Source organism: uncultured Cyclobacterium sp. (assembly GCF_963977555.1).
Lineage (GTDB): Bacteria > Bacteroidota > Bacteroidia > Cytophagales > Cyclobacteriaceae > Cyclobacterium.
Genome location: NZ_CAXBPD010000025.1, coordinates 26,490 through 53,475, shown reverse-complemented (window position 1 = coordinate 53,475; position 26,986 = coordinate 26,490). Strand labels below are relative to the sequence as shown.

General features: G+C 38.7%; 21 protein-coding genes. 3 read left to right on the top strand and 18 right to left on the bottom strand.

Going from position 1 to position 26,986, the window contains the following annotated elements:
• Positions 1 to 71 precede the first annotated feature (71 nt).
• Positions 72 to 3,266 (bottom strand): PVC-type heme-binding CxxCH protein, encoded by a 3,195-nt coding sequence (locus AAC073_RS22615; RefSeq protein WP_339926098.1) that lies wholly within the window; start codon positions 3,264 to 3,266, stop codon positions 72 to 74.
• Positions 3,267 to 3,559: 293 nt separating this feature from the next.
• Between AAC073_RS22615 and AAC073_RS22610 the strand changes: the two genes are divergently transcribed.
• Positions 3,560 to 5,020, top strand: coding sequence for a DASS family sodium-coupled anion symporter (locus AAC073_RS22610; protein ID WP_339926097.1), 1,461 nt, complete (start codon positions 3,560 to 3,562; stop codon positions 5,018 to 5,020).
• A 333-nt stretch (positions 5,021 to 5,353) separates the two neighbouring features.
• On the opposite strand, the gene AAC073_RS22605 is transcribed toward AAC073_RS22610, so the two are convergent.
• From AAC073_RS22605 to AAC073_RS22575, 7 genes are all read right to left on the bottom strand, one after another.
• Entirely contained in the window at positions 5,354 to 6,565 is a 1,212-nt protein-coding gene (locus tag AAC073_RS22605; protein ID WP_339926096.1) for a tetratricopeptide repeat protein, read from the bottom strand.
• Positions 6,566 to 6,598: 33 nt separating this feature from the next.
• Complete coding sequence (gene gyrA, locus AAC073_RS22600; RefSeq protein ID WP_339926095.1) at positions 6,599 to 9,193, bottom strand: DNA gyrase subunit A; 2,595 nt, start codon at positions 9,191 to 9,193, stop codon at positions 6,599 to 6,601.
• Positions 9,194 to 9,358: 165 nt separating this feature from the next.
• On the bottom strand, positions 9,359 to 10,357 hold the full coding sequence (locus AAC073_RS22595; RefSeq protein ID WP_339926094.1) for a hypothetical protein: 999 nt from the start codon (positions 10,355 to 10,357) through the stop codon (positions 9,359 to 9,361).
• Positions 10,358 to 10,450: 93 nt separating this feature from the next.
• Positions 10,451 to 10,963 (bottom strand): hypothetical protein, encoded by a 513-nt coding sequence (locus AAC073_RS22590; protein ID WP_339926093.1) that lies wholly within the window; start codon positions 10,961 to 10,963, stop codon positions 10,451 to 10,453.
• A 119-nt stretch (positions 10,964 to 11,082) separates the two neighbouring features.
• Entirely contained in the window at positions 11,083 to 11,736 is a 654-nt protein-coding gene (gene rpe, locus AAC073_RS22585; protein ID WP_339926092.1) for a ribulose-phosphate 3-epimerase, read from the bottom strand.
• Positions 11,737 to 11,804: 68 nt separating this feature from the next.
• Entirely contained in the window at positions 11,805 to 13,439 is a 1,635-nt protein-coding gene (locus AAC073_RS22580; protein WP_339926091.1) for a S8 family serine peptidase, read from the bottom strand.
• Positions 13,426 to 14,115 carry a hypothetical protein gene (locus tag AAC073_RS22575; protein ID WP_339926090.1) on the bottom strand — a complete coding sequence of 230 codons (690 nt, stop codon included), beginning with the start codon at positions 14,113 to 14,115 and terminating at the stop codon, positions 13,426 to 13,428. Before AAC073_RS22575 ends, AAC073_RS22580 begins: the two co-directional genes overlap by 14 nt.
• A 52-nt stretch (positions 14,116 to 14,167) precedes the next feature.
• Between AAC073_RS22575 and AAC073_RS22570 the strand changes: the two genes are divergently transcribed.
• Complete coding sequence (locus tag AAC073_RS22570) at positions 14,168 to 14,797, top strand: phosphoribosylanthranilate isomerase (protein ID WP_339926089.1); 630 nt, start codon at positions 14,168 to 14,170, stop codon at positions 14,795 to 14,797.
• On the opposite strand, the gene trmB is transcribed toward AAC073_RS22570, so the two are convergent.
• The 9 genes from trmB to holA form a co-directional block, all read right to left on the bottom strand.
• Positions 14,794 to 15,459 (bottom strand): tRNA (guanosine(46)-N7)-methyltransferase TrmB, encoded by a 666-nt coding sequence (trmB, locus tag AAC073_RS22565; protein WP_339926088.1) that lies wholly within the window; start codon positions 15,457 to 15,459, stop codon positions 14,794 to 14,796. The two genes, AAC073_RS22570 and trmB, sit on opposite strands and share 4 nt — an antisense overlap.
• A 2-nt stretch (positions 15,460 to 15,461) precedes the next feature.
• Positions 15,462 to 16,769, bottom strand: a complete 1,308-nt coding sequence (locus tag AAC073_RS22560) for a folylpolyglutamate synthase/dihydrofolate synthase family protein (protein WP_339926087.1) — start codon at positions 16,767 to 16,769, stop codon at positions 15,462 to 15,464.
• Positions 16,770 to 16,778: 9 nt separating this feature from the next.
• Complete coding sequence (locus AAC073_RS22555; RefSeq protein WP_339926086.1) at positions 16,779 to 17,732, bottom strand: energy transducer TonB; 954 nt, start codon at positions 17,730 to 17,732, stop codon at positions 16,779 to 16,781.
• 3 nt (positions 17,733 to 17,735) lie between these two features.
• Positions 17,736 to 18,128 carry a biopolymer transporter ExbD gene (locus tag AAC073_RS22550; RefSeq protein ID WP_040418020.1) on the bottom strand — a complete coding sequence of 131 codons (393 nt, stop codon included), beginning with the start codon at positions 18,126 to 18,128 and terminating at the stop codon, positions 17,736 to 17,738.
• Between the two features lies 1 nt (position 18,129).
• Positions 18,130 to 18,831, bottom strand: a complete 702-nt coding sequence (locus AAC073_RS22545) for a MotA/TolQ/ExbB proton channel family protein (RefSeq protein ID WP_339926085.1) — start codon at positions 18,829 to 18,831, stop codon at positions 18,130 to 18,132.
• Between the two features lies 1 nt (position 18,832).
• On the bottom strand, positions 18,833 to 19,486 hold the full coding sequence (locus tag AAC073_RS22540; protein WP_339926084.1) for a hypothetical protein: 654 nt from the start codon (positions 19,484 to 19,486) through the stop codon (positions 18,833 to 18,835).
• A gap of 137 nt (positions 19,487 to 19,623) precedes the next feature.
• On the bottom strand, positions 19,624 to 21,297 hold the full coding sequence (locus AAC073_RS22535; protein ID WP_339926083.1) for a TonB-dependent receptor: 1,674 nt from the start codon (positions 21,295 to 21,297) through the stop codon (positions 19,624 to 19,626).
• Positions 21,297 to 24,299: a tetratricopeptide repeat protein gene (locus AAC073_RS22530; RefSeq protein WP_339926082.1), complete on the bottom strand. Its 3,003-nt coding sequence runs from the start codon at positions 24,297 to 24,299 to the stop codon at positions 21,297 to 21,299. Before AAC073_RS22530 ends, AAC073_RS22535 begins: the two co-directional genes overlap by 1 nt.
• 13 nt (positions 24,300 to 24,312) lie before the next feature.
• A complete protein-coding gene (holA, locus tag AAC073_RS22525; RefSeq protein ID WP_339926081.1) occupies positions 24,313 to 25,338 on the bottom strand; it encodes a DNA polymerase III subunit delta in 1,026 nt (341 codons plus the stop codon).
• Between the two features lie 122 nt (positions 25,339 to 25,460).
• On the opposite strand from holA, the gene AAC073_RS22520 reads away from it, so the two are divergent.
• Complete coding sequence (locus AAC073_RS22520) at positions 25,461 to 26,159, top strand: tetratricopeptide repeat protein (RefSeq protein WP_339926080.1); 699 nt, start codon at positions 25,461 to 25,463, stop codon at positions 26,157 to 26,159.
• On the opposite strand, the gene AAC073_RS22515 is transcribed toward AAC073_RS22520, so the two are convergent.
• Positions 26,146 to 26,982: a universal stress protein gene (locus tag AAC073_RS22515; RefSeq protein ID WP_339926079.1), complete on the bottom strand. Its 837-nt coding sequence runs from the start codon at positions 26,980 to 26,982 to the stop codon at positions 26,146 to 26,148. The two genes, AAC073_RS22520 and AAC073_RS22515, sit on opposite strands and share 14 nt — an antisense overlap.
• Between the last annotated feature and the right edge of the window lie 4 nt (positions 26,983 to 26,986).

Sequence of the window (26,986 nt, the reverse complement as noted above, 5' to 3'; positions counted from 1 at the left end):
ATGAACCGGCCTCTATTTTACCTTTACTAAAATGTGATTAGGGCATTATTAACCCCAATCACATTTTTCAATTACTCTTCTTCCATCGGATGCTCTTGCAACAATTCTGTTGGAGAGTAGAATCCTGTTTTGTCTTTGATTGCCGCCCTTACAGCTTTCACTTTGTCAGGACTAATGGCAGAAGCTTCGTTTCCAAAGCTATTTCTTACATAGGTCATTACTGCTGCCACTTCCTTATCATTAAGCATGCCTCCATAAGGGGTCATTGGTACTTGACCGGGATAATCCTTACCCAATACTTCGATTGGTCCCATCAAGCCATTAAGTACGATTTTGATAAACCTTTCTTCATTACCATTCACCCATTTGGTTCCTGCAAGCGGTGGGAATCCAGAGGCAGTTAGTCCTTTGCCATCTGGCTGATGACAAGTGATACAAAATCCTTCTCTACTGTAAATGGCTTTACCCATTTGGAAGAGGGTTAATTCTTCACCTTTTAACCTTGAGTTTGATGCCTTCGCCTCTTCTGCTGCCTTATGAAATACAACAGACCCGTCAGGATTGATGACCATATTTTTAACCGACATATCATTCAAGTGTGCCAAAGAAGTCTCAAATGGTTTTTGCATCCAGTCATCCATTGGATGCTCATTGGCCACCTCCAAAATGGCCAGTCCATCTTCTTTATTTATCCAAGAGGCAGCAACGATGGCCTCTAGCCTTACGCGTCCGTGTGGATCAGCAGCAGCTTTTTTAAGTAAAGCTACCTGATCAGAAATTTGATGTCCTGTATAACGGAGTATCCTTGCCACGGCAGCTCTGACCCTATGGTCTTCAGAGTCCATCAGTTTTTTCAATAAGTCCTGGTCTACAGCATTGAGTCCCCAACTCACCCATAATCCTTCCAATAAATGGTGTTCATACCTGGGATCATTTTTATCAAGTGCAGCCATCCATGTTTTCATTTTGGACAAGACTTCATTTTTGTCTCTACCTCTCAATTCAGTTCGGGTAGTATACCTGGCCCTGAATTCCGGCAACTTCAAATTATCCAATAATGTTTCAATAGAAGCGCCATCAATTGTTGGAGGTGTTACCAAAGGCCTGGAAGGGTAAGTGATTCTATAAATTCTTCCATGAACATGGTCTCTCAATGGATCCCTGGCATTGTGTTGCATATGGCCTACCAATATATTGTGCCAATCTACAAAGTAAAGAGAGCCATCAGGAGCAAATTCCATGTCAACAGGTCTGAAATTTCCATCACTGCTTTTAATAAGGTCCACCCGGTGTTCACTGTCATAGCCTGTACCATCCTCTACCATACGGTGCATTTTCATTCCTAAAAAGCCAATGGTATTGTTAATCAACAAGTCACCTTGAACTTCCTCAGGAAAATGTCTGCTGGAAACAAATTCAAGTCCTGAGGTAGGCCTTACCCTATGGGCATCTTCTATCAGGTTTGGTCCTTTGTGATTTCCTTCCCCATACCTGGATTTTACTGACCCTGGCATCATCCATCGTACATCAGGACCTGAAGTTTCTGCAAAGAAATTTTGTCCCCAATCATCAAAGGCGATGCCCCAAGGATTAGGTATAGGAAGCTGGGCGGTTCTTTCCAATCTCCTTCTGGCTGGATTGTACCTGTAAAAGCCTCCATTGGTAGCCCTTACAGGTCCATAAGGGGTTTCTACATCTGTATGAAGGAAAACCCCTTCCCCCATGTACATGGCACCTGAAGGGTCTGCTACAAAAGCTGAAATATTATGATGTGTATCATGGTCATCAAAACCACTCAACAAGATCTCTCTTTTCTCTGCGTAATCGTCTCCATCTTCATCTTTAAGAATAATGAAATTGGTGCCTTGTGAGAGATATACACCTTCAGGAGCTATTTCCATTCCAATAGGAAGGTGAAGACTGTCTGCAAAAACAATTTGCTTGTCAGCTTTTCCATCATTATCAGTGTCTTCCAGAATTAAAATTTTATCATTTGGCTTGGGGTCACCAGGTTTGTAATGTGGATAACTAGGCATTACAGAAACCCATAATCTTCCTTTTGTATCAAAAGTCATCTGTACAGGGTTGGCCAAATCAGGAAATTCTTTTTCAGAGGCAAATAATTCAACTTTATAACCTTCTGCAACTTCAAATTTATCCAAAGCATCTTGTCCGTAAAGGTATTCCAGGTTGCCGTTCTTTTCCGGATTATAATTGGTATTTACCTCTGGCAACTCAATGGTATTCTCATCAGCCATAGCCAAATCAAATTTTTCTCCTTTATTGGCTTTCCAAATTGCCTGGTCTCTATTGTCCGTCATTTGACGGATTTTCTTCAATTCGTAAGGATAGTTATCTGGTCCAAAAGGATTGTACCTACGGCCAAAGACGTGAACCCCATTTGGGATCTTATAGTCATTGTGCCACATCCAGTTTTTTTCCTTAACAGCCGCATGGATGGCACTTCTGTTGCTTTCGGCTACCGCTTTGTCTTCACCAAAGATATTGTCTGTAATGAAAGTAGAAAATTTCTTGTACCCTTCTTCTGTCAATTGAAAACCATCAATGGTAAGGTAATCATCTGTTGAAGCGAACCATGAAGAAGACGGTTCAAAAGCATCTACAAATAATACTTGATTCCTTTCTGCAATTTCTTTCATTGCAGCAGTATACATTTTTAGGTTTTTATTTTCATTTTCACCATTGGGCAAATCAAAATCTCCACTAAGATTTTCAAATGCTATCGGTGAAACCAATGCCAATTGGGGTGGTGCTTCTCCATTATAGACGGTATTTTTGGTATGCTTGATAAAGGCTTCCAATTCATTTTTATACATTTCCAGCCCTTCTTGGCCTTCAAATGACTCATTGTATCCAAAAAAAGCAATGATTATGTCTGCTTCATGCCTTTTAATCCACTCATCTGGCGTCTCAAAATGTCCTTCACTTCCTGAATTGGTTGCTAATTCATCCTGAAATTCCTCTGCACCAGGAAAAGCCCAAGGAGATACCCTACCTGCGTGAGGCCTAAAACCAGGTGTGTCTCCCCCATCACTCATATTTCTAATATACAATAAGGAGTCAGGATAGCGAACATGCATTTCTGTTTCGAAAAATCCGTAATTCATCATTCTTGATCCCAGATTATTTCCGATTAAAATAATATGGTCACCTTTGTTAAACGCTAACCTGGGGCCTTCCTGCCCACATTGAAAGGCAAAAAATGCCAACACCCCGATTAAAAGTTGGGTTCTAATTCGCTTCATAAGTTTGTACTTGTTTTGGATCATAGGGTTATATTTTCATTTCTAACATTCTAGGAATGATTAATTTTGTCAATTGCACATAGGCCAACATCAATATTAGCAAAATTTTTCAATTTATTTTACTAATACTACACAAACCTCTTCAGACGGGTATAAACCATAACTCCGAGTTTATAGAAGGTATAATCAACATTTGAAGTGGTTTTAAGTAAAATTGTTGGTCTAACCATTACTGTAAAGAATACTTTCGAATTCGCTCATTTTTAAGTAATCTTATCTTTTATTCATAATTTATGCGAACTCAACAAATAGGTTTATTCTTAGGCCCCATCGTTTTTCTACTTTTGTATTTAGGCATTGCACCTGAAGGTTTGTCTCCGGAGGGCATCTCATTATTGGCCGTCACATTTTGGATAGCCATATGGTGGATTACTGAAGCCATTCCCATTGCAGCAACAGCCTTGCTTCCATTGGTTTTATTTCCTCTGACAGGAATATTGACCTTAAAAGGTACTTCAATCTCCTATTCAGATCCAATGGTGCTCTTGTATATGGGAGGGTTTATGATTGCCGTAAGTATTGAAAAATGGAATCTTCACAAACGCATTGCTCTTAAAATAATATCTTACCTGGGAACGGATCTAAAGCGGATAATCCTGGGTTTTATGGTGGCCACTGCTTTTCTGTCCATGTGGATATCAAACACGGCTACTTCACTGATGATGTTACCAATTGGTATCGCCGTGGTGGTGCAGATGTCAAATACCAATAAAGGCATAAAGAAAACCCTAGGCCCATCATTAATGCTTGGAATAGCCTACAGTGCGTCCATTGGCGGAATGGCTACCATCATAGGCACGCCAACAAATATCATTTTAACAGGTGTAGTGAACAATATTTATGGCATAGAAATTAGCTTTGGACAATGGATGCTTGTTGGCTTACCTATAGCTTCTGCATTGTTAATTGTCTGTTGGTATTATTTGGTAAATTATGCCTTTAAATTTCCAAAGACGCTGCATTTAGCCGGTGGAAGAGAAGAAATCAGCCGACAACTTAAAACTTTAGGAGCAATGACCCTCCAAGAAAAGAAAGTGATGTGGGTTTTTATAGGTGTCAGTTTTTCATGGATAACGCGTAGTTTTTTAATTCAGCCTTTTATTCCTGTTCTCAATGATACAATTATAGCCTTAATGGGCGTCATGCTTTTATTTGTAATTCCTGCAGGAAATGAGAAAAAGGAAAAATTGCTGGATTGGAAAGTAGCAGAAAAAATTCCTTGGGGTATACTAATATTATTCGGAGGTGGCTTAGCTTTGGCGGAAGGTTTCAAAGAAACAGGTCTCGCCAATTGGATTGGAGAGCAATTTGTACTATTAGAAAATGTGCCATTTTGGCTATTTTTATTGATTATAATTGCTGCTGTAAATTTCCTTACTGAAATTACTTCTAATGTGGCAACTGCCTCTATGCTACTGCCTATTCTTTCTGCAGTGGCTTTGGCCATGGGGGTGCATCCGTTTGGACTAATGATAGGTGCAACCATGGCAGCTTCATGTGCCTTTATGCTCCCTGTAGCCACGCCTCCCAATGCTGTAGTATTTGGTTCAGGTTACCTTACTATTCCAGTCATGATGCGTGCTGGCTTTTTTCTAAATCTGCTTTCGATTCTATTAATATTATTGGTAACCTTATTTTACCTTCCATTGGTGTGGGACATTAGTCTGCTTAGGTATCCCGCAGAATGGAAATAGTTTCGGGAAAAGCCGGTTGAGAAGCGCTCAACCGTAAAACACTTAAGTTGAATAGATTAGAAGAGGAAAAATTTTGCACAAACACTTATTAAACTAAGGTCAATATTATTGACTTGTTGTCAGCATAGTTGCTTAATGCTGTTGATACCCTATTTTCGATCGCATTAGGGTTAAGGATTTGATCCCCAACTAAAAAAAGGAATGTGATAAGAACCACATCAACACATAACAGCTTACCCATACTCAATTGAATAAAAAATATCACCGAGCTACATAAAAAAAGACCTAAGCAAATATGCCTAGGTCTTTTCTAATATTTTATAGGTTATTGAATTATCTATCCAACCAACCTTCACCTAATTTCTCAGTCAATTTCTGATTGTACTCTTCAACTTTAGAATCGTTCTTCAATCGACTATGAACACGGTATAAAATTTCCATGATGTCGGTATTGTCTGGCTGCAAGTCTGAAGCCTTAGTGAAGTAAGGCAATGCTTCTTCATATAACTTATTAGACTGCGCGAGCATGCTTTCAGATTTTGCTTCCCAATCTGCATCAGAGAGATTGTTCACTTCCGTCTCAATGTCTCTGGCTTGGTCCAAATAAATTGCTCCTGCATAATAGTTACCTTCAAAGAATTCAGGATCTGCTACTACTGCTTTTTTATACTCAGCTAAAGCACCATCTAAGTCCCCGGATTTCTCTTTAAGGTAACCATACCTTAATAGAATGGCAGAATTATTCGGGTCGTTCTCTAAGGCTTTTTCGATTGAAACCATAGCCTCATCCATTTTATCCAACTGAAGTAATAACTGGATTTCAAATTCAGCTAATCCTTTGTCATCTGGATACTTTTCTCTTGCTTCGGTTACAACTCTATATGCCTCTTCAGGATCATTGTCTTCAGCACTGGCAATTTGAATTAAGAAATAGTAGGCATTCAATTTATTGTAACCTTCTACATCCAACAATTGCGTGAAGTATTTTTTTGCCGCTTCAGTATTGCTAACCATGTTAGCAGTATACCCAGCATTAAATACTATAGAAGTATCATTTGGATCCAAATCAGCTGCTAAAGAGAAAAACTCATGAGAAAGTTCCATGTCTTCCTCTTCGTATTTAGCGATAGCTTTGTTAAATGCCGCATTCTTCAACCTATATACACCTTCACCTTGAAAATTAGCAGGCATATCAGGCAATACTTCTTTAAATAAATCCTTACTCACTTTAGAAGTTGAGTCAGCATTCTCAATTTCAAAGGTCTTGATAAAGCTCTGTTGTGCTTCACGACCCATTGCTACTGTAGTCTCCGTATTGGATGAATCTACCTCAAACATCTGTGTTTCTATTTTACCTTTGATAAAATAGGTTTCAGATTGTGCTCCAGTTTCTTCATCCGATATTGCGGACTTGATTTCGGTATAGGCTTCTTCTAGGTTACCTCTACCAAAGTTTTTCTCAGCAGATCTAACTACCTTTTTTTGGCCAAAGGCAACAGTTGAGGCGATGCCCACCAAAGCCAACGATAAAATTAACTTTTTCATGTTACTAGTGTGGTTCTTTATTGGTTTCAATTACTATTCATTTATAGGATTATCTTCATTGTCATCTGTCTCATCAGAATCAGGTTCGCTAGGCGTTTCTGCATCGTCAAGAGCTTCAGTTTCCTTTGGATTTTCTGGATCTTCAGTAACATCTACTACTTCAACTTCTTCCAGATCTTCTTCCAGGTTTTCGATTTTTTCTACCGAAGAAATTTCATCAGTTTCATTAAGTCGAATTAACCTAACGCCCTGAGTAGCTCTTCCCATAACTCTAATCCCTTTTGCCGGAGTTCTAATGGTAATACCTGATCGATTTATAATCATCAAATCATCTGTATCTACCACCTCTTTAATAGCTACTAATCCACCGGTTTTCTCAGTGATATTCATTGCTTTAACTCCTTTTCCACCCCTATTGGTGATCCTGTATTCAGACAAAAATGAACGTTTGCCATAACCTTTGTCTGTTACGACGAGTAAGGTGGCATCATCTCTTTGAACACAAACCATGCCAATTACATGATTTTCTTCTCCCCCCAAGTTAATGGCTTTCACACCCGTTGCTGTTCGACCCATTGGCCTTACAGTGGATTCGTGGAAGTGAACGGCTCTTCCAGAGCTTGACGCGATAACTACGTTCGCATCACCATTGGTCAACTCTACGTTTAATAGCTGGTCATCCTCCCTGATGTTCAAGGCAATGATACCATTTGTTCTTGGCCTGGAATATTGTTCTAAGGTCGTTTTCTTGATGATACCTTTCTTAGTTATCATCACGATATTGTTATTGTTTATATAATCAATATCGGTTAAATCCTTAACCTGTATGATAGATCTAATACTGTCAGTACTCTCTATATTAATGAGGTTCTGTATAGGTCTACCTTTTGAAGTTTTACTTCCTTCTGGAATTGCGTAAGTTTTAAGCCAGAAAAGTTTACCCTGATCTGTGAATATCAATAGGTAATTGTGGGTCAAGGCGGTAAAGAGATAAACAGTGTAATCATCTTCCTTGGTGCTTACCCCTCTGGATCCTACGCCTCCTCTACTTTGAGATTTATACTCTGTGAGGACGGTCCTTTTAATGTATCCTTGATTGGAAACGGTGATCACCACTTCCTCATTAGGAATCATGTCCTCATAGTTGAAGTCTTCCGCATTGTGTTCAATGGCAGTTCTTCTTTCGTCGTTGTATCGGGTTTTTATTTCTAGCAATTCATCTTTGATGATTTGCATTCTTCTTTCCTTATTGGCAAGGATATCTTTTAACTCTTCAATAAGTTTCATCAACTCATCGTATTCAAGCTGAATTTTAGCCCTTTCCATACCAGTAAGACGTTGTAGTCTCATGTCTAGAATAGCGCGGGCCTGAATTTCAGTGAGCTCAAACCTTTCCATCAAACCATTTCTGGCCGTTTCTGGGTCTTTTGAATCTCTGATCAACTGAATTACAGCATCAATATTATCCAAGGCAACAAGATACCCTTCTAGGATATGTGCTCTTTTTTCTGCCTCTTTTAGTTCGTACTCTGTTCTCCTGACAACTACTTCATGTCTATGGTTTACATAATGTAGAATAAGCTCTTTCAGGTTTAGTGTAAATGGTCGGCCTTTAACCAAAGCTACATTGTTGACACTAAATGAAGTTTGAAGTTGCGTGTGCTTGTAGAGGTTATTAAGAACAACACTTGGCATCGCATCTTTCTTGAGCTCATACACTATGCGCATTCCTTGCCTATCCGACTCATCCCTAATGGCCGAAATGCCGTCAATTTTCTTCTCATTAATGAGCTGAGCTGTTTTCTCAACCATCGAAGCCTTGTTGACTTGATAAGGGATTTCATGGATCACAATCATCTCCTTACCCGAAGCCTTGGTTTCAACTGATGCCTTGCCTCTTAAAATGACCCTGCCTCTACCCGTTTCGAAAGCAGCTTTCACACCATTGTACCCATAAATGATCCCCCCAGTAGGGAAATCAGGGGCAATGATGTGCTCCATTAATTCAGGAACAGTAATGTCATTGTTGTCTATATAGGCAAAAATGCCATCAATCACTTCTCCTAAATTATGAGGCGCCATATTAGTGGCCATACCAACTGCTATACCTGAGGCTCCATTTAGTAATAAGGCCGGAATTTTGGCCGGTAATACTATTGGTTCCTTTAAAGTGTCATCAAAATTTAATTGAAAGTCAACAGTGTCCTTGTTAATATCGGTCAGTAGTTCTTCAGCAATCCTTCTCAATCTTGCCTCTGTGTACCTCATGGCCGCAGGGTTGTCACCATCAATGGATCCAAAGTTTCCTTGAGGATCGACTAACGGATACCGCAATGACCATGGTTGGGCCATTCTAACCAAAGATTCATAAACAGCTGAATCACCGTGTGGATGGTATTTACCTAATACTTCACCGACTATTCTGGCAGATTTTTTATAAGGCTTGTTGTGGGAAACCCCCAACTCCTGCATTCCATAAAGGATTCTGCGGTGTACAGGCTTTAGACCGTCTCTTACATCCGGTAAAGCCCGGGAAACAATAACCGACATCGAATAATCGATGTAGGCGCCACGCATTTCGTCCTCAATATTAATCGGAATGATGTTCTCGTTTTCTCCTTGAGCCATATTTAATTTTTCTCGCTTATAACCTGCAAGATAGCAAAAAGTAAAGGTTTAGAAAAATATTATATTTCTTACAATTCAATAATTCGGTATCCTTTTTATATTCATGGAGTTAATTTTACATATCGCGAGAATTAATTTGGAAAATTACCTCCCAAAACCCCCAAATCAGTTGCCATACCACTGCCCTACTTTTCTATTCTGCCTTTTCCATATAGAGCTTCCTCTGTACTCAACCCCATTGTGAAGATGCTTCATAACTACCTTGCAACCTGCCACTTTACATCTTTTTGATCCTGGAAGACTCATGGAAACACCTACCTGTAAAGTATAAATTGACTGTTTGAGGGACTGATTTTCCACGGGGTCCGTCATCTTATATTCATAAGGCCTGAATTCTGCTGCAGGTTTTATAAAAACTTTGGAATATTCTGATAAATCTCTCTCAAATCGAAGTCCTACTCCATAATAACCCGAACTTGCAGAAAGTCGGGGATCAAGAGATTTCTTTAATTTCATGGATCCAAATTCCCCTTCAGCAATTATTCGCCATGGATAAAATTGTCTTGCCCTCTGTTTAAGTTGGTTTTGTATGGAAATATTGCCTTCGGAAAATTTCCTGTACCTCCAACGCAAATAGGCTCCTCGTTTATTGGCGTCCCATAGTACCAAGCCGACTGTTCCGTAGAATTTATCATAAGTATACTGCTCTTTTTCCATGGTAAAGGCATAGCCTGCACCATGGAATTGATCGAAACTGCCCCATTCTCTACCATAGCCAGCACCTACTACCAACATGTTAAATAAATTGAGGCGAACCCCCAGATTGACAGGATAAGCAAAATTTGAATTTCTAAATGAGATAGTGTCTTCACTCGTTAGCTCAGCCGGCTCCATGATGTCCAAATTTGTTATAGGATAATTTTCAGGCATTTCACTGTTGAAAATTAGACGGTTCTCATGATACCCTGCTCCTGTAGACAATTCAAAAGAAAAGTTACTGACCGCATTTCTAAATGCATTGCCTACTTCGCTTTCGCTTTTCTTGCTTTTAATTTTCCTGTCAATTCCAAAAATATCCTCTTGAGCTAAACTTTGAAAAGTAATTGAAACAAGTAAAACTACCAAAATGCTGTAAAAAGAAAACAATTGCTTATTCAATTCCATAGTTATAAATGGTCTTTAATTTACTAACGCAATAAAATAAAAAAACCCTCAAAATTTGAGGGTTTTTTTTCTTAACGTTTAAGAAATCGCTAATTAACTGGCGTCAGAAGTGCTTTCTTCTTCAGCTGGAGTTCTTTTTTCTTTTAAGTCAGCCATAACGCTATCCACTTTTTCTTTCACTTCGGGATTTGCCTTCATTGCCTTATTTACTTTATTGTAAGTTGCAATTCCTAAAACATCATCGTTTTTAATCAAGCCAATTTTCAATTCTCTTACTTCAGTGCTTAAAGATCCCATGAATTCTAAAATGGCTTCATAAGCTACTTTCTCTTCGTCTGTGATTTCAATTTCAGCAAGTTTGGCTTCATCTTCCCAAGCATCTTTAATTTCGTTATAACGGCCAGCTCCATCAATAACTTCATTTTCCTTAATCATGCTGATTAACTCTTCATTTTTTTGATCATAAAAAGCCATTACAGAATCTTCCATTGCAGCAAATTTCGCAATTTCTTCGTCCGTAATTTCTTCTACAGCTTCATCTTGTGCTTGGGCATTAAAACCTATTAAACCACAGAATAATAAGGCCAATCCTAATAATTTCTTCATAATTTTTCTTAATTTATTAAATGCTATCTACCTTCGAATTAAATCAGAATCAACCAATTTAACAAACAATGAATCAAAAAACATCCAAATAATATATAGATTTGCGCTAAATTTTGAATTTAAACAATAAACTTTAGCTTATTAATTGTTTCTGTAGGATTTTCTGAAGAAAACACAAAGTTACCAGCTACCAGAATATTTGCACCAGCATCCAACAGCTTTTTAGCGTTGGACAAGCTCACTCCCCCATCAATTTCTATTTTTGCATGCGATCCAGTTTCTACAATCAATTGACTTAAAGCCTGAATCTTTTTATAGGTGTTTTCTATAAATTCTTGTCCTCCAAAACCAGGGTTTACCGACATGATTAAGACAGTATCTACCTCTCTAATAATATCTTGCAAATTCCTAACAGGTGTATGTGGATTGATGGCCACGCCGGCTTTACAATCCATTGCTTTGATGGCCTGAATCGTACGGTGGAGATGTGGGCAAGCTTCCATGTGTACTGTGATTTGAGCGGCACCAGCTTTGTGAAAAGCCTCCAGGTATTTTTCTGGTGCTACAATCATTAAATGAACGTCCAAAGGCTTTTTCGCATGCCTATTTACTGCCTCTACTACAGGTAAACCAAAAGAAATATTGGGAACAAATACACCATCCATAATGTCGACATGGATAAGATCTGCAACAGAATCATTTATCATTTCTACTTCCTTCTGAAGGTTAGCAAAATCGGCTGCCAATATGGAGGGCGCTATCAAAGGATTCATAAGAAATGGGATTTAGGTTAATAATAATCGAATAATATACAAAAAAAGGGAATTTTAAGGTCAATTCCTTATTTCTTCCATAACTTCACCTTAGAGGCTGTGAATTCATCTTGTAATTCAACCAGATATATTCCAGGATTCAACAGCTTCATATTTACATTATAGGGGAAATTCTTCCCCATTCTCTCCAAATCATGTTCACTGATCATCTTTCCATCACTGGAATACAGTTTCATCTTACAATCAGTACTGCCTCCGAATTCAATAAGCAATTGATCCGCTACCAAAGGGTTAGGATAGATTCTCGTAGCAGTAACAATTTCAGGATCTGTCGGAAAATGTTTACCAAACATGGCCCGTGTGAAATCAGGAATGCCATAACCAAGTTCATTGTCCGGATCGGAATATTGTGAGCCACTAAGTATTATTTGATCTCTTAATTCTTTACTGGTCCATTCTGGATTTGCTTCCCTCAGTCCTACTGCCAGTGCAGCGACTTGTGGAGCAGAAAAAGACGTTCCACTGGCAGTACTCGTGCTTCCTATCTGCCGCCAGAGCGTTACGCCAGTACCATAAGCCATGAGTTCGGGTTTTACCCTATCATCAGTACTAGGGCCTATAGAGCTGAATCCTGCTTTTTCAAAACTACTATTAACCGCACCTACTGCTATTATTCCTTTCGCATCTGCTGGAGCCGTGATTGTTTTCCAGCTAATATTCCCCTCATTTCCAGCACTACTGATCACAAGAATTCCTTTCACCGCAGCCATATTGGCTCCTTTGGTTATAATTGAGGTTTCCCCATCCAGGTCTTCTCTGGTGTAATTCATTTCTGCATCATCGAAAAAATTATACCCAAGAGAACTGTTAATCACATCCACTCCAAGGCTGTCCGCAAATTCTGCAGCCCTGACCCAATTGTATTCTTCGATTTTATATTCCGAATCTACATCCTCTGTGATGCACAAAATATAATTGGCTCCGTATGCCCCTGCAATTAGATTTTCTGGATCATAAGCAGCCATCAAGGACAAAGTACCAGTTCCATGCGTATCTGCCCTGAATACCGTATTGGCACCTGCCAAAACAAGGTCTTTGGTGGCTACAATCTTATTGCCTTCGAACAAATGATCAAAAGCCGGAATTCTATCCACATTCAAAAACCCAGCATCAAAAATCGCTACCAATACCCCTTCACCGGTATATCCAGCATTGTGCATATCAGAGATGCCCAATATACTGTTTTGAAAAGCGAAATTGGAGACTACTTTGGAATTCTTAAACCACTTTCTCTTTTTTTTAGCCTTGTAATCCTGGGTGCTACTCTCCGAGTGACTTGGCCCACCCTTGGCTACCAAAATTACTTCATTAACAAAATCCAATGCCGCGATATTTTTAATTTCCGCCGATGAAGCATGTACAATTGAGGCATTTAGCCATTTGGAATGAAAAAGAAAGTCATCTACATAAGGTCTCAAGGATTCAATATACTTATCAGAAACTGGCAAGTCAGTACTGTCTAATAAAACCTTGTCCCTATCCCGTCGAAGCAAAGTTTTTTGGGTCAGCCAGGTTTCAGGATGCTCTAGACTATAAGTGCTACCTGGTTTATATTTATAATGCACTGCATACCTGTCCTGGGCAATTACATTGGCTGTAATAAAGAAGAACACAAAAGCCAATGCTACACTATAATTTACCATAATTTATAAGCCTCAAATGAGTAAAACGACCCTGCTGAATAATTTGTTCGCCTAAACAATCATTTCTAGAGCAATATTGGAATACTTCATAGTAACTTTCAACCAAGCCAATGTTCTTTGCAAACACCTCGTACCTATTGTCCCTGATGGTGATTAAATCATCCTCTTCACTAACCCTAACCTTAACGGCATCAGGAAAGGCAAATTGGTTCAAAATATAAGACCCTGTACTTTCAATAAAATGGTTTTCTTCAACCTTGTTATTCAGGGCATTCCCATTCCAATTGAAATCCAATGCTAAAGGATAAACCAAGATAATTTCCTGAAGGTTATTGTACTGCTTAATAATGCGATTATTTATTAGGGTGGCTGTATAGACCACTTCGTTTGTCCAGTTGGTTTTATTCAAGGATTTTTTTCGGTGAAACAGGTAAACCAGTTCTTTGTCTTCATTCAAATAAAAATCAGCGATTTCATCGTGGTAAAAATAACTTTCCGTTTCGAAGTCCTCTTCTCCAAAATAGATCGTTTCGTCAACACTGTATTCCCAAAAATTTCCTATTGCCAATGGATAATAGGTTGAGGCGATCACTTCAGGATCCTCTCTCTCTTCTGTGCAGCTACCCATAAAAATAAGGAGAGGTAGCAACCAATACCTTTTATTAAAAATTATCATTTTCTATCTTTGAATGCAATTGAAAATTACGGAAATAATCGACTAAAATAAAATGGCTTTAAAAACTTTTGTAAAGATAAGTAATGTCAACAACTTAAGCGATGCACGCTATTGTTCTGGAATGTATGTTAACCTTATGGGTTTTTCCCTTGAAGAGAGCGATGAGTACTATGTGACGCCAACAGCTTTTAAAGAAATTACAGATTGGTTATCCGGATTGGAATATGTTGCGGAATTCTCAGCCAGTCATCCCGCTACTATTTTAGAAACGATGGCGCAGTATGAAGGATTCTCTTATATTCAAATAGACGAAAGACTTCATCTCCCCATGCTTAAAAACACTAGTTATTCCTTAATCTTCAAATACACTTTGAAAGAAGCGGAAGATTTAGAAGACCTAATGGATCTGGCTCCCACTTTGAAAGAAAACGACATATTGTTAAATCTCGAATCTGATACTTCAGTGGAGCTTACAGTGGCAATTCAGGAAGAAATCAAAAAAATAGCAGCAAAATGTGATTTGCTACTAGGTTTTGGCTTTGATGATAAAAACATTGACCAACTTCTTGACACAATCCCATTAAAAGGTATCAGCATGAAGGCTGGGCATGAAATCAAGCCAGGAATTAAAGATTTTGATGAATTAGCAGATATTCTGGAAGCCATTGAAGTGGAAGACTAGGGTTGTTTAAAGCCAAATTCAATGTATTTGATGGTCTCTCCTTTTTCCATAAACATTTTCTCATAACGGGTCATGATACCATGGTGATCGTCTTTCCATTCTGATTGGTAAAAATCTCTGGTATTTTTGAAAATGACGATATCGTCTCTATTTTCAAATAATTCAAAGGTGTATTCATACAATCCTGTATTGTCGGTTTTGAAATGTACATGACCCTCCGGGGTCATGACCTTTTTATACTTTTCTAGAAATTGTGGAGCCGTAAGCCTTTTTTTCTCCTCTCTGTCCTTGGGTCTTGGGTCTGGAAAAGTTATCCAAAGCTCATCTATTTCACCTTCACCAAATGATTCCTCTATCAACTCTATTTGAGTCCTTAGAAAGGCTACATTTTGCAAGCCTTCCGCTATGGCAATGGTACTGCCTTTCCAAATCCTGCCTCCTTTAATATCCACTCCAACAAAATTCTTTTCGGGCTCGACCCTTGCTTGACCTATAGTGAACTCCCCCCTGCCACAGGCCAATTCAACAACCATCGGTGCTTTATTCTGAAACTGATCAGACTTCCATTTACCCTTTATCTTTTCAAAGCTCTCTTTTCCAGGCTGGATAACATTGGTGTTTTCCTTGATTTGTCGGAATCGCTCTAGTTTATTTCTTCCCATTATTATAATTCGTTTATTTCTGCCACGACAAAGGTACTTCCTCCAATAAAAATCAGGTCCTCTGCCCCTGCCCTTTTTTTAGCGTCTGCCAATGCAGCATTGACTTCCGTAACCACCGTTCCATGCAAACCAAAACCATCGGCCAAATTTTTCAGTGCTGCCGCAGGCATAGAGCGGGGTTGATCGGCTTCACAAAAAATGTAGATTGCTTCTTTAGGTAATTTTTCCAATACCTTGGCGTGGTCTTTGTCCTTCACCATTCCCAGCACCATATAAAGGGTATGTGCTTTCTTCAAAGTCATAAGCTGCCCAACAATCTCTTGAATACCATCCACATTATGTCCTGTATCACAGATGGTTAAAGGCTTGTCCTGTAGTATTTGCCAGCGCCCTTTAAGCCCTGTATTTTTCACAATATTGGCCAGTCCTTCAGATACCTGATTTCCATTAATATCAAGTCCCATTTCATTTAAAATGCAAAGAGCAGACAAAATACCTGGCAGGTTTTTGGCCTGATAGGTTCCCATTAAGTCCATTTGAACTTTTTGTAAACCTAAAGGAAAACCAACGATTTCATAAGCTACCCGTCTTTTGCCACTTGCATCTGTAGCGTATCCATTAAATTTTGTTTGGAACGACTGATCAGCAAATGTTATGGCTGCCTTGTTTTCTGAAGCTTTGCTTTGAAATACCTCGATAGTTTCGTCCTGCGTTTGACCAATCACAACTGGCACATTTTCTTTAATTATTCCAGCCTTTTCAAAAGCAATTTTATCGATGCTGTTTCCTAGAAATTGTTCATGATCAAACCCAATATTTGTAATGATGCTCAGGATAGGATGAACAATATTGGTACTATCAAACCTTCCCCCCATGCCTGTTTCTATAACGGCATAATCCACGCCCATCCTTGCAAAATAATCAAAGGAAAGGGCAACAGTCATTTCAAAAAAACTTGGCTTTAAGGCCAATAAAAACAACTTATTGGCTTCTACAAAATTTATTACCTCACTTTCCGGTATTTCTATGCCATTGATTTTAATTCTTTCTCTAAAGGATTTGAGATGCGGTGAAGTGTAAAGCCCGGTTTTATAGCCAGCTTCTTGTAGCACCGAAGCCAAGGCATGAGCTGTGCTGCCTTTACCATTCGTTCCTGCAATGTGAATGCTTTTAAACTTAGTTTGAGGATTCCCCAGGTGTTCACAAAGTTTTAAGGTGTTGCTTAGGTCTTTTTTGAAGGCTGAGGCTCCTACACGTTGAAACATAGGAAGTGCCTGAAGCAAGAAGTCCAGGGAGGATTGATAGTTCATTGAGGTCAATTAATCTACTCGGATAATAAAGATGATTTTCCCTTTCGAATATTCAGCGATAGCGTCTCCACTTTGAGGCTTAAAGGTCAAGCTATTAACCACCTTACGATAATAATTTAATACTTCATTGCTTACCGTATAGGTATCAGGAATGGCTTGTACAATTCTTCCCCCGGAATCTATCGTTATATTAAAAATAATTTGTCCGTTTCTATTGGAAACCCTGTCTTGAATGTTTGGTCTGGAAGCAAAATCCCAACCAGCAAGGTCTAGGTTATACCCCCCACCGTCACCGGTATTGCCTTTACCTGATTGTAAGATTGACCTTCCGTCTATGGTTCCATTTGGATTGCCTTCATCCCCTGCTTGCCTGCTGTTTCCTTGATTGCTTCCAGCCGATGGTTTTTTACCTGTTCCAGTGCTACCTCCAGCTCCAAATATAGCTCTGGGGTCTACTGTAGGTTGGGGTTTTTCTACCTTTTCAGGCTGAGGATCTTTTTCAGGTTGACTTTTAACAGGAACTTCAGCTTTGGTAGTCGTTTCTTTAGGACTTTCTTTTTTTTCCACCACTTTCTTTTCGGCCTTCACTGGGCTAGGGGTTTTAGCTACTGCCTCAACCTTAGGCTGGGTCTTTTTTGGTTCTGCGGGTGCAGGATTAGCCTTAGGGGGTGTTACTGGTGTAACGGTCTCAGTAACCTGCGGAGCAGGATCACCTGGTGCTGCTGCTTCTGTATTTTGCTCTTGGCTAGGAGAAGGTGGTGTTTCTGTCTGTTTTGAATCCGAACCCACATCTGAAAAACCCAGGTTCAACTCCAGCCCAAATTGAGACATAGGAGGAACCGGTTGTTTCCACACCATGACAAAATAGAGTCCAATCAAGAGCAATACATTAAAAATAAGCGTAATGACTAATGCTTTCCGATTGTTTTCCGCTGTCGCTTTATCGTCTTCCCAAACTTCCATCTCTTACTTAAACGGTTGTGTTGCAATGGTGACATTGGCGCCAAGGCTGGCTGCATAGCCGCCTATTTCCACCAAGTATTCCACCGGCACTTCTTTGTCGATATGCAAAACCACATATCCTTTGTTATCCTTTAACAACGCTGTCAGTGCATTTTTAATTTCATCTCTGGATACTTGCTTGTCATTGACAGCAAACCTGAGATCTTTGGTAACGCTTACCGTTACTTCTTGCATGACAATATCTGAACTTTCACTTGAGGGTAAATTCACAGGAAGACCAGATGGCGTTATAAATGAAGAGGTAAGCATAAAAAATATAAGCAATAGAAAGATAATGTCAGTCATGGAGGACATGCTGAAACTAGCTTCTATTTTATTTTTTGACTGCAGTGCCATATTATTTTTTATCCTGTAAAAGGTCTATAAATTCGATGGTGGTGTATTCCATATTATGGATAAGCTTAGATACGCGAGTCACAAGGTAATTATAACCTAAGTAAGCTACAATACCTACCACCAAACCTGTAGCTGTGGTGATCATGGCTTCGTAAATCCCTGTGGATAGGAGCTTTGGTGAGACCATTCCTTCTTCCTGGGCTACACCTATAAATGCACGAATCATACCTGCAACTGTACCTAAGAAGCCAATCATAGGAGCCGCACCAGAAACTGTAGCCATCAAACTGAGGTTTTTCTCTAGTTTATAGATTTCAATTTTCCCTACATTTTCTATGGCCACTTCAATGTTTTTAAGTGGGCTACCGATTCTTTCCAATCCCTTAGAAATCATGTGTGCAACAGGTGTTTCTTCGCCTTGACAAACCATTTTGGCCTGTTCTATATTGCCACTCTGTACCATCATTTTAACCTGATCGATCATACCCTTAGGCGTTGTAGAAGCCTTTTTTAAGGTAATAATCCGCTCAATGAAAATGAAAATAGCGAGGATAAAAAGTAAATAAAGGGGCACCATCATATAACCGCCCTTAATCATTAAATCCAACAGGCCAATGTCATTGGAACCTGCACTTTCCATAAGGGCAAGAGAATCTACAGCCTGAAGGCCATCATTAGTTGACAAAGTTTGTAGTAATATCATATTAGTATTTCAAAACCCATAAGTTTTCCTTGTAATTCTCTTGAACTTCCTCTATCGCTTCTAAACCCAAATCTACATTTTCATATTGACCTATTGCCAATCTATAATAATGGATCTTTCCATAGGGATGTATCAAAAACGTATTCACGCCTTTTTTATTGAGTCTATTGGAATAATCTCTTGCAAGATCATCATCAATAAAGCTTGCCACCACTAAAAAGTATCTTGGAGCATTTTCTCGGCTATTAATTTCCGAAAGTCCAGGCAAATTTTCTTCCTCAACTTCAGCTTCCTCAATCACCGCTTCTTGTTCAGGTGCTGCTGCAGATGGAACTTCCTTTGTTGATAACTCAGTCTTTTCTTTTTCTGGAGAGGTTCCCTGATTTAGTTGATCAAAAACCCCAAAATAATACAGTCCAAAACCCAAACCAATTATGAACAAAAGAACAATTAAAAAGACGCCAAGGGTGTTGTCCTTTTCCTTTTCTGCTGGCGGAATTTTTTTTGATTCAATACCAGGTTTTTTACCTGCTGCACCTGAAGCAGACTCAGAACCTTTGGCACCTTCCAATGGCGTTACATTGACCGGAGGCAGGCCAAAGTCCTCATCATTATCGGATTGGCTATTTTGATCCTTGGAATTTTTATCAGACATCTTAAAAATTGTTATTTTAATCCACTAAGCTAAAGTAAAACCAGCAAATCGCCAATATTGACACGAAAAATTCCGCAATTCCAAATATTATAATTTTAAGCTGAGAGGTGCTTTTCTCCTAATAATTTAAACTGCTTTTAAAATTTGAAACTTACTCCACCTATGAATTGAATGGCTCGAACAGGATAATTATTGAAGCGCTGGTATTTTTGATTCAGCAAATTATTTCCGTAGGCAAAAGCAGAAATCCTGTTGGTAATGGCATAGTCTGCTCCTATTTGTAGGTCAACAATCGTTCCTAGTTTTCTTTGGTTGGTAGAAGCGAGGTTTAAGGCTTCTATCCCTCCCATGGCATTGAGGTTTGCATGAATCAGCCACTTCTTATCGGGAGTAAAAGTGTTGTTTAGTTTGGCTTCCCATTCAGGTCGATGCCATGCTGCTTCAATTTCATCCAATGTGTATTGGTAAAAATGCGCCGAGGCATCTAGTTGATACCAGTCATCAAATGCATAATCCAGAGAGGCATGGTATTCTACGACCTTAGTATTGTTGTCATAGATAAGTTGAAACCTGCTACTGTCCATTTCATTGTTACCATAAAAGTGCATGTTGGTGAAATCACCATATTTAACTCCTATTTTATAATTGGCCTGATCATTGGCTTTACCCGAAATCCCAGCATCAATCTGGAAATTCTGAATCGTGTTTTTCAAATTTTCAGATGGACCCAAAAATGGATTTTCTTTTATAAAATCATAATAAGTGTTTCTAATTACGTCACCCTCATAGGATCCATATATGCCTAGTTCAGGAACTACATAGTAGGACATGTTTAAAACCGGATAAACATGTAAGTCCTTAGATTTATTGGGTACTATATCATTTTCCTGTATCACATTGGCTCCAACCTTTATCTTGAAGGCGTCTTTGGCATATTGTACATAGGGCTGTAACCTAAAATAATTGCGCTCGATGTCATCATAATAAATATCACTTGGGGAGGTAAAAGCCAAAAGGGTATTGATGCCTCCTTTAAGAAAATCGTTGGCTCTGAAGCCTGCATTGGCCCGAATAACTACTTCACTTTCTTTCGCTTCAAATCTATCATTGAACAAGCGCAATGCCACATTGGCTTCATAATCAAAAGGCTCTATTCTATCCACTCTTCTTATTCCAGCCATGGCTTTTAAGGTACCAAATACTTGACGGATGGAATCCTGCATTACTAGATTTTCAGGATCTGGAGTATAGCCATAAAAATGATGCATGTCTCTCTCATAACCAATTTTACCAAATACTTCAAAATCATCTTTATAAAGACTCCCATTTAATAAAACAGCAGTGTGGTCTTCTGCAGAATTTTTGCCGTCCACTGGCCCTGTATAAAAACCTTGGTGTTTCAAATGGGCCCCATAGGTATAATCATCGTTATTAAGGTTATGATAATCTGCTTGAATTAAAGGAGAGGAATAATTGCCATAGCCAAGTTTTACTATTGCCTGCGTTTGATCACTTTCCAATTTTGGAAAAGCCTTCGCGTAAGGCTGGAAATTTAGCGCTACAGGAGCCAAGGTTGCGGCGAATTTTTTGACCTGGTAATTGTAATTTATCGAAGTAGAAACAGGTGGCAAAGCAGGGCTCTTCTCAAAAACCCTCGATTGCCTAGGCAGACTCAAAACCCTATCCTTCCGAATAATAAATTCCGTATCCCTAATTTCTCCTCTTTGGGGTGCTGATTTCTCTTGCGAAATTGCTTGGGTAATCCCTGCAATTACCATCAGCCCAGTTAATAAATATTTTATTCGTTTCATTAATTGGCTATGTTGATGGTTTTCAATAAAGTTTCTGCCTCTTGTTTGACGGTTTCGTCTGAAGCATTTTCAATAATGGACTCTAAGGTAGCTTTGGCTTGAAATTTTTCATCCAAAGAAATGTAATTTTGAGCAAGCACTATAAATTGCTTCCCATACCAATAAGCATATTGGGTAAAGGGCTGAGAATTGTCAAATATCAACTGGTTGGAAAGCGCAAACTCTCCTTTTTGATGACGCAGAAGGGCGATTTTGTAGAGGGCTTCCGCACCTTGCTCCGTTTTATAGTTATCCATGAGTTGCTTATAAACCGATAAGGCCTGGTCTATGGCATTAGTACTTTCCAACGATTTTGCTTTGATCAGCAATGCATTGGGTTCTGAATCTATCGTAATGCTTCCGAGTGAAAGAATCTTATCAGCACTTGAAATGGCTTTGTCATAGACTTTAGTGTTAAAATAGGATTGCATTAAACCATAAGTTGCCTCATACTCTTCAGCTTTACTTCTTGCATTGTCAGCAATAAACTGATAATAGGGAATGGCTTTAGAAAAATTACCCTTTTCAAATTCAATTTGTGCTATTTTCTGGAACACCCTACTTTTTAGGTTGTTGTCACTGGTCTTTTCTATTTCATAATAGATCCCCAATGCCTTCGGCTTATCTCCCATCCTAAAATAAGCATCTCCTAAATAATACTTGGCTTCTGTTACCTGAGCCGAGTTTGGATAATTTCTAATAAAATTTTGTAATGCTGTAATTGCTTCCTTGTGAGATTGATTAAAGACCAAACTTTTTGCCGCTTCAAACTCTACATTTTGTAGGTTGTTATTGCTTGGATTTGATTTTCGGTACCCAGACAGGTAAGTAGAAAATTCTTGCGACCTGCCTTCTAAAGACAAACTTTCCTGTAAGCCGACCAATGCTGTTTCACCATTCTCAGCATTAGGGTATTTATCTAGGATCATTTTATAATCTTCTATGGCAGCATTATAATCTTTTAATGAATAGTTGGCTACAGCTCTGCCCTCTAATGCGAATGGTATAAAAGGACTGTTAGGTTTAGTCCTTATGAGCAATGAAAATACATCTCTTCCTTGTCCATAATTAAGTTCTTCCATGTGAATTTGCGCCTTTTGGTACAGCACATCTTCTATGTACAAACTATTTGGAAAATTATTGATCACTTGATCAAATTGCCTTATTGCTTCGTTGTTATTCCTTTGAAAATTGGCTACTACCCCCCCTCTGAAATAGGCATAATCACTGTATTGGCTACTTTCGGCTACTGCACGTCTGAATACATTGGCCGCCTCAGTGAATCTCTTTTGAACGTAATAGGTGTCACCAAGTCGAATAAAGGCATCCTCATAATGTTGCTTGTCACTGCTGTTTTTAAGTTTATCCGTATAGGTTTTAAACTGTCTTTCTGCTTTATCATACTGCCCTTCATTATAATAGGCATAACCAAGACCAAAATGAGTTCCTATCAAACTTGGATCCATTGATGGCGGATTCATGCTGATTAGTTTCTCATAAGCTTGAATCGCAGCTGCTGGCCTATTATTGGCCGCATTGGCTTCACCTTTCCAATATTGCGCTTGGTATTGTAGTGATTTGTCTATTGGATACTGTAGCGATTTGTCTAGAAGTTGCAAAGTACCTGTCAGGTTATTGTCCCTATAATAGGTCATGGCCTGGTAAAAAGTAACCTTCTGATAAGCAGATTTTATTCTATCCGATTTGTTATTCATTTTCTCCATGTGGCTAATTGCACGGAGGTAATTATTAGTGTTGACCAAAGCATCACTGAGTAAGTTTTCTGCAGCGGTTTTTTGGCTTCCTTGCGGGTATTCATTGAGGTAATTGTCCAAAGCTGTTATCGCTTCCTGAAACTTGCCCAATTCTAGACTTACTTTGGCATAGTTGAACAAGGCCTCTTCTTTAATTTCAGGCCTGAAGTCCATCTTATAAGCGGCGTTAAAGCTATTGGCAGCAAATGGTAAATTCTTCTGCTGAATATAAGCATATCCCAAGAAGTAACTTGCCAAATGCCCTAACTCATCGTTGACCAGCGCTACCTCTTTAAAAAACTGGCTTGCTTCAGCATATTGTTGGTTCTCGTAATGGGAAACACCGGCTTTATACTGTTGATCTCTTGAAAGTTTGCCTTTCTTAGCTGTATAGAAAGCCATATAATGGACTGCTGCCTGGCCGTAGTTATTTTTATCGTAATAAGCTTCCGCCAACAGCAAATGTATTTGTTCGCTGTTCTCTAGGTTCTTTTTGTTAATTATTGGCGCAGCATAATCAATCAATGTATCTAATTTTTGTTGCCTATAATAAATCCCAGCCAACATATAAGGCACTTTTAGGCTGTACTCGCTTGATTTCTCTGCTTCTTTAAAATCCTTGGCTGCAGACTCGAAATCTTCTTGTTCAAAGGAACTAAAGCCTGAATAGAAATAAGCGCTTGCTAAATAAGGACTGCGAAAGGTCTTTGCCCTTTCAAAATAACTTTTAGCTTGGGTATAGTTCTTAAGTTGGAAATAGCTGTATCCTATTTTAAAAAACAATTCTGGGTGTCTTTCAGTTGAAAGCGGCACATTGCGGAGCAAATCATAATTGTTGATTGCTTTTTTGTAATTTTTATTGACAAAATAATGGTTGCCTAAAAACCACGCTGCTTCATTTCTAAGCGATTCATTTGGGTGGTCAAGAATAAACGCATCCATTAAGGAAGTGCCCTCGGGGAAATCTCCACGGAGAGAAGACAAGGCCTTATAATACGCGACAGCTACAGATCGACTGTTATCTTCAATTCCTGGATGCATAGACAACCTGTCAAATGCTTCTCTGGAGGAGGAAAATTGGTCTTTTTGATAAAGTTCAAGCGCATCCTGAAAAGTTGCTTCCAAGCTGGTTTGATGTATACTGGACTGGGAATAAACCTGACTGAAAATTAGTAAGGATAAACCATATAATAGAAACGTTTTATTCATTCTCAATTTGCGCTCAATGAAGAATTTTAAAAATAAGTTCTTTTAATGTCTGACTGTCTTCCATAGAATTTGTAGCAATTACTCCTTTGGAACGTAAATCTGCCTCTCTAAGGTATCCAACCACATCAATAATCTTGCCTAAAGAATAATTCTTTGCAGCGATGGTATATTCTTTCACAAAATACGGATTGACTTTAATCACTGAAGCAAGCTCTCGCTCTCCTAAGTTTTTATTGGCTTTTACCAACAGCAGCCGAGAGAAGTGCATGAATAACAGCGATAAAATTGGAATTAATGGATGGGCTTTGGTATTTTGTCCAAAGTAATTGATGATGGTATTTGCCTTTAAAATGTCCTTATAGCTTAAGGCTTTGGTCAACTCAAAATTATTGAAGTCTTTGCTAATGCCTATGTATTGCTGGATATGGCCTGAATTAATCTTTTCCGGTTCATTAAAATTAATGACCATCTTATCAATTTCATTGGTCAGCACCTCCATATTGTTACCAATGGATTCGGCAAGGATCTGACAGGCTTTGGTTTCTATGGTATGCCCCTTAGATTTCACATATTGTTCAATATAGGGCGCCAACTTGTATTCAGGAACTTTGTCTGATTTAACCATAATGGCCTTTTTGTCCAATTCTTTGGCAAGGGCTTTCCTCCCATCCAGTACTTTGTATTTATAGGCAAAAACCAGAATAGTACTTGGAAGTGGATTTTTGATGTAGGCAATTAATTGCTGATCCCCTATTTCCTTTCCAAGTTCAAAAATATTTTGGGCTTCCTTTACAATGACAACTTGCCTATCCGACATCATAGGAAAGCGCTTCGCATTGGTGAGTATAGATGCCATTGTGGCATCCTTACCATACATTATCGTTTGATTAAAACTCCGATCTTGTGGAGCCAATGCATTGTTTTCAATAAAATCCGTAATTTTATCAATAAAATAAGGCTCTTCACCCTGAAGGAAATAAATAGGGGCAAATTTATTTCCTTCTAGATCTTTTAAAATACTTTCCGGTTTACTCGGCATAGCTGGTTTAAAAATGAAACTAAAACAGGTCAAATATAAAAAGAATTAAGGATTATTAAGGCTAGAATGAAACAATACCTTTATTACTTTTGTATGTATACTGACACTAAAGCAAATTTAAGGTGGAAACTATAGAAACAGGCATCTCTTTCTACAAAGAGGGGAAATTTGATGAAGCATTGGCGGTATTTAACCAGCTAATCGTAAATGAAGGAAAGCTTCCTAACTATCTTCATTATCGTGCACGCATACAATCCAGGCTTGGTGCTTTGGAAGAGGCATTAAATGATTTTGATGCTTTATTAGATTTAGATACTTATAACACCACTTTTATTTCTGATAGAGCCGTGGTACTGCATCTCCTTGAGCGCAATCACGAAGCAAAGGAGGCATTTGACCAGGCTTTAAACCTTGATCCAAATAATCCCTACCGGTATTCAAGCAGGGCCTATTTTAGGGATAGAATAGGTGACTTGAAAGGGGCAATTGCAGATTATGAAAGGGCAATAGCACTTGACCCAGAAGATGCTGTAGCGCACAATAATAAAGGAATTGTAGAGGAAAAACTTGGCTATCAGCAACAGTCTAAACAAAGTTTTTATGAGGCAGACAGAATTACTGGATACCAAGCCCCTAAGGTAGATGAAACCCCGATGCCGAAAATCGATACAGTAGCGGATGACAACAAAAGCCCAATTCCAGATCAAAAGGATGCCATAAGCCTAAAAGGGTATTTCAAAACTTTGTCGGGTATCATTACCAATAAAGACACCAGAGAAGAATTTATGACTTTCCTAAAGGCAAAGTTTAGAGGTTCTTGATTACGTAAAGGGGTTTGTTGATAAAATAAGACATCTTTTTAGAGAGGTTATTGGTGAAAAGTTTCTCGAACCAGGTTTTCTTTTTACTAAGGGTAAATAAAATATTTCCCTTCGAAGTAATCAAATAGTTCTCCAAACCTAACGCTGCATCATCTCTATAAGATTTTAATACGAAGTTGATCTTATCATACTTAGCAAAAGGTCCCATCTCTTCCTTTAAACTTTGATGTTGGGCTTTGTCTATAATATTGGATTTTGAACTTACGTGGACAATGTCAATTTCAGCGTCATAACACTTGGCTATTTTTACTATTTTCTGAATGGCCAATTTGTCCTCTTCCAAGTAGTCCGTAGCGTAGACTAATTTCCTGGGTGCTTTAAAGAAAACCTTTCTAGGTATAATAAAAACGTCACAACTGGACGCCAGCACAACATTACTCGACTTAGTGCCTATATAATTGTTCTTAAATTCATTAATTCCTTCTGTCCCCATTACTATTAGGTCAACGTTATTATCTTCCGAAAAGTCAATGATCGTTTTGACGGTCTTTCCTTCTTTTATCAAAAAACTACATGAAGCCAAGCCTTTATTGAGACTTTCTTCCTGAACCGTTAGTACGAGATTTTCAAGTTTACTTTTTGCAGCATCGAGACTGTCTTCCAATGCTTTAGTGGGGAAAAGCTTCTGATAGTCGTCCTTGTCAGGAACATGAAAGAGTATTAATTCAGCCCCCAGCTTTTCACCTAACCTGGCGGCATATTCTATGGCATTCAAAGCACATTCAGAAAAGTCAGTGGGACAAAGAATGGTGTAGTTTTTCATATTT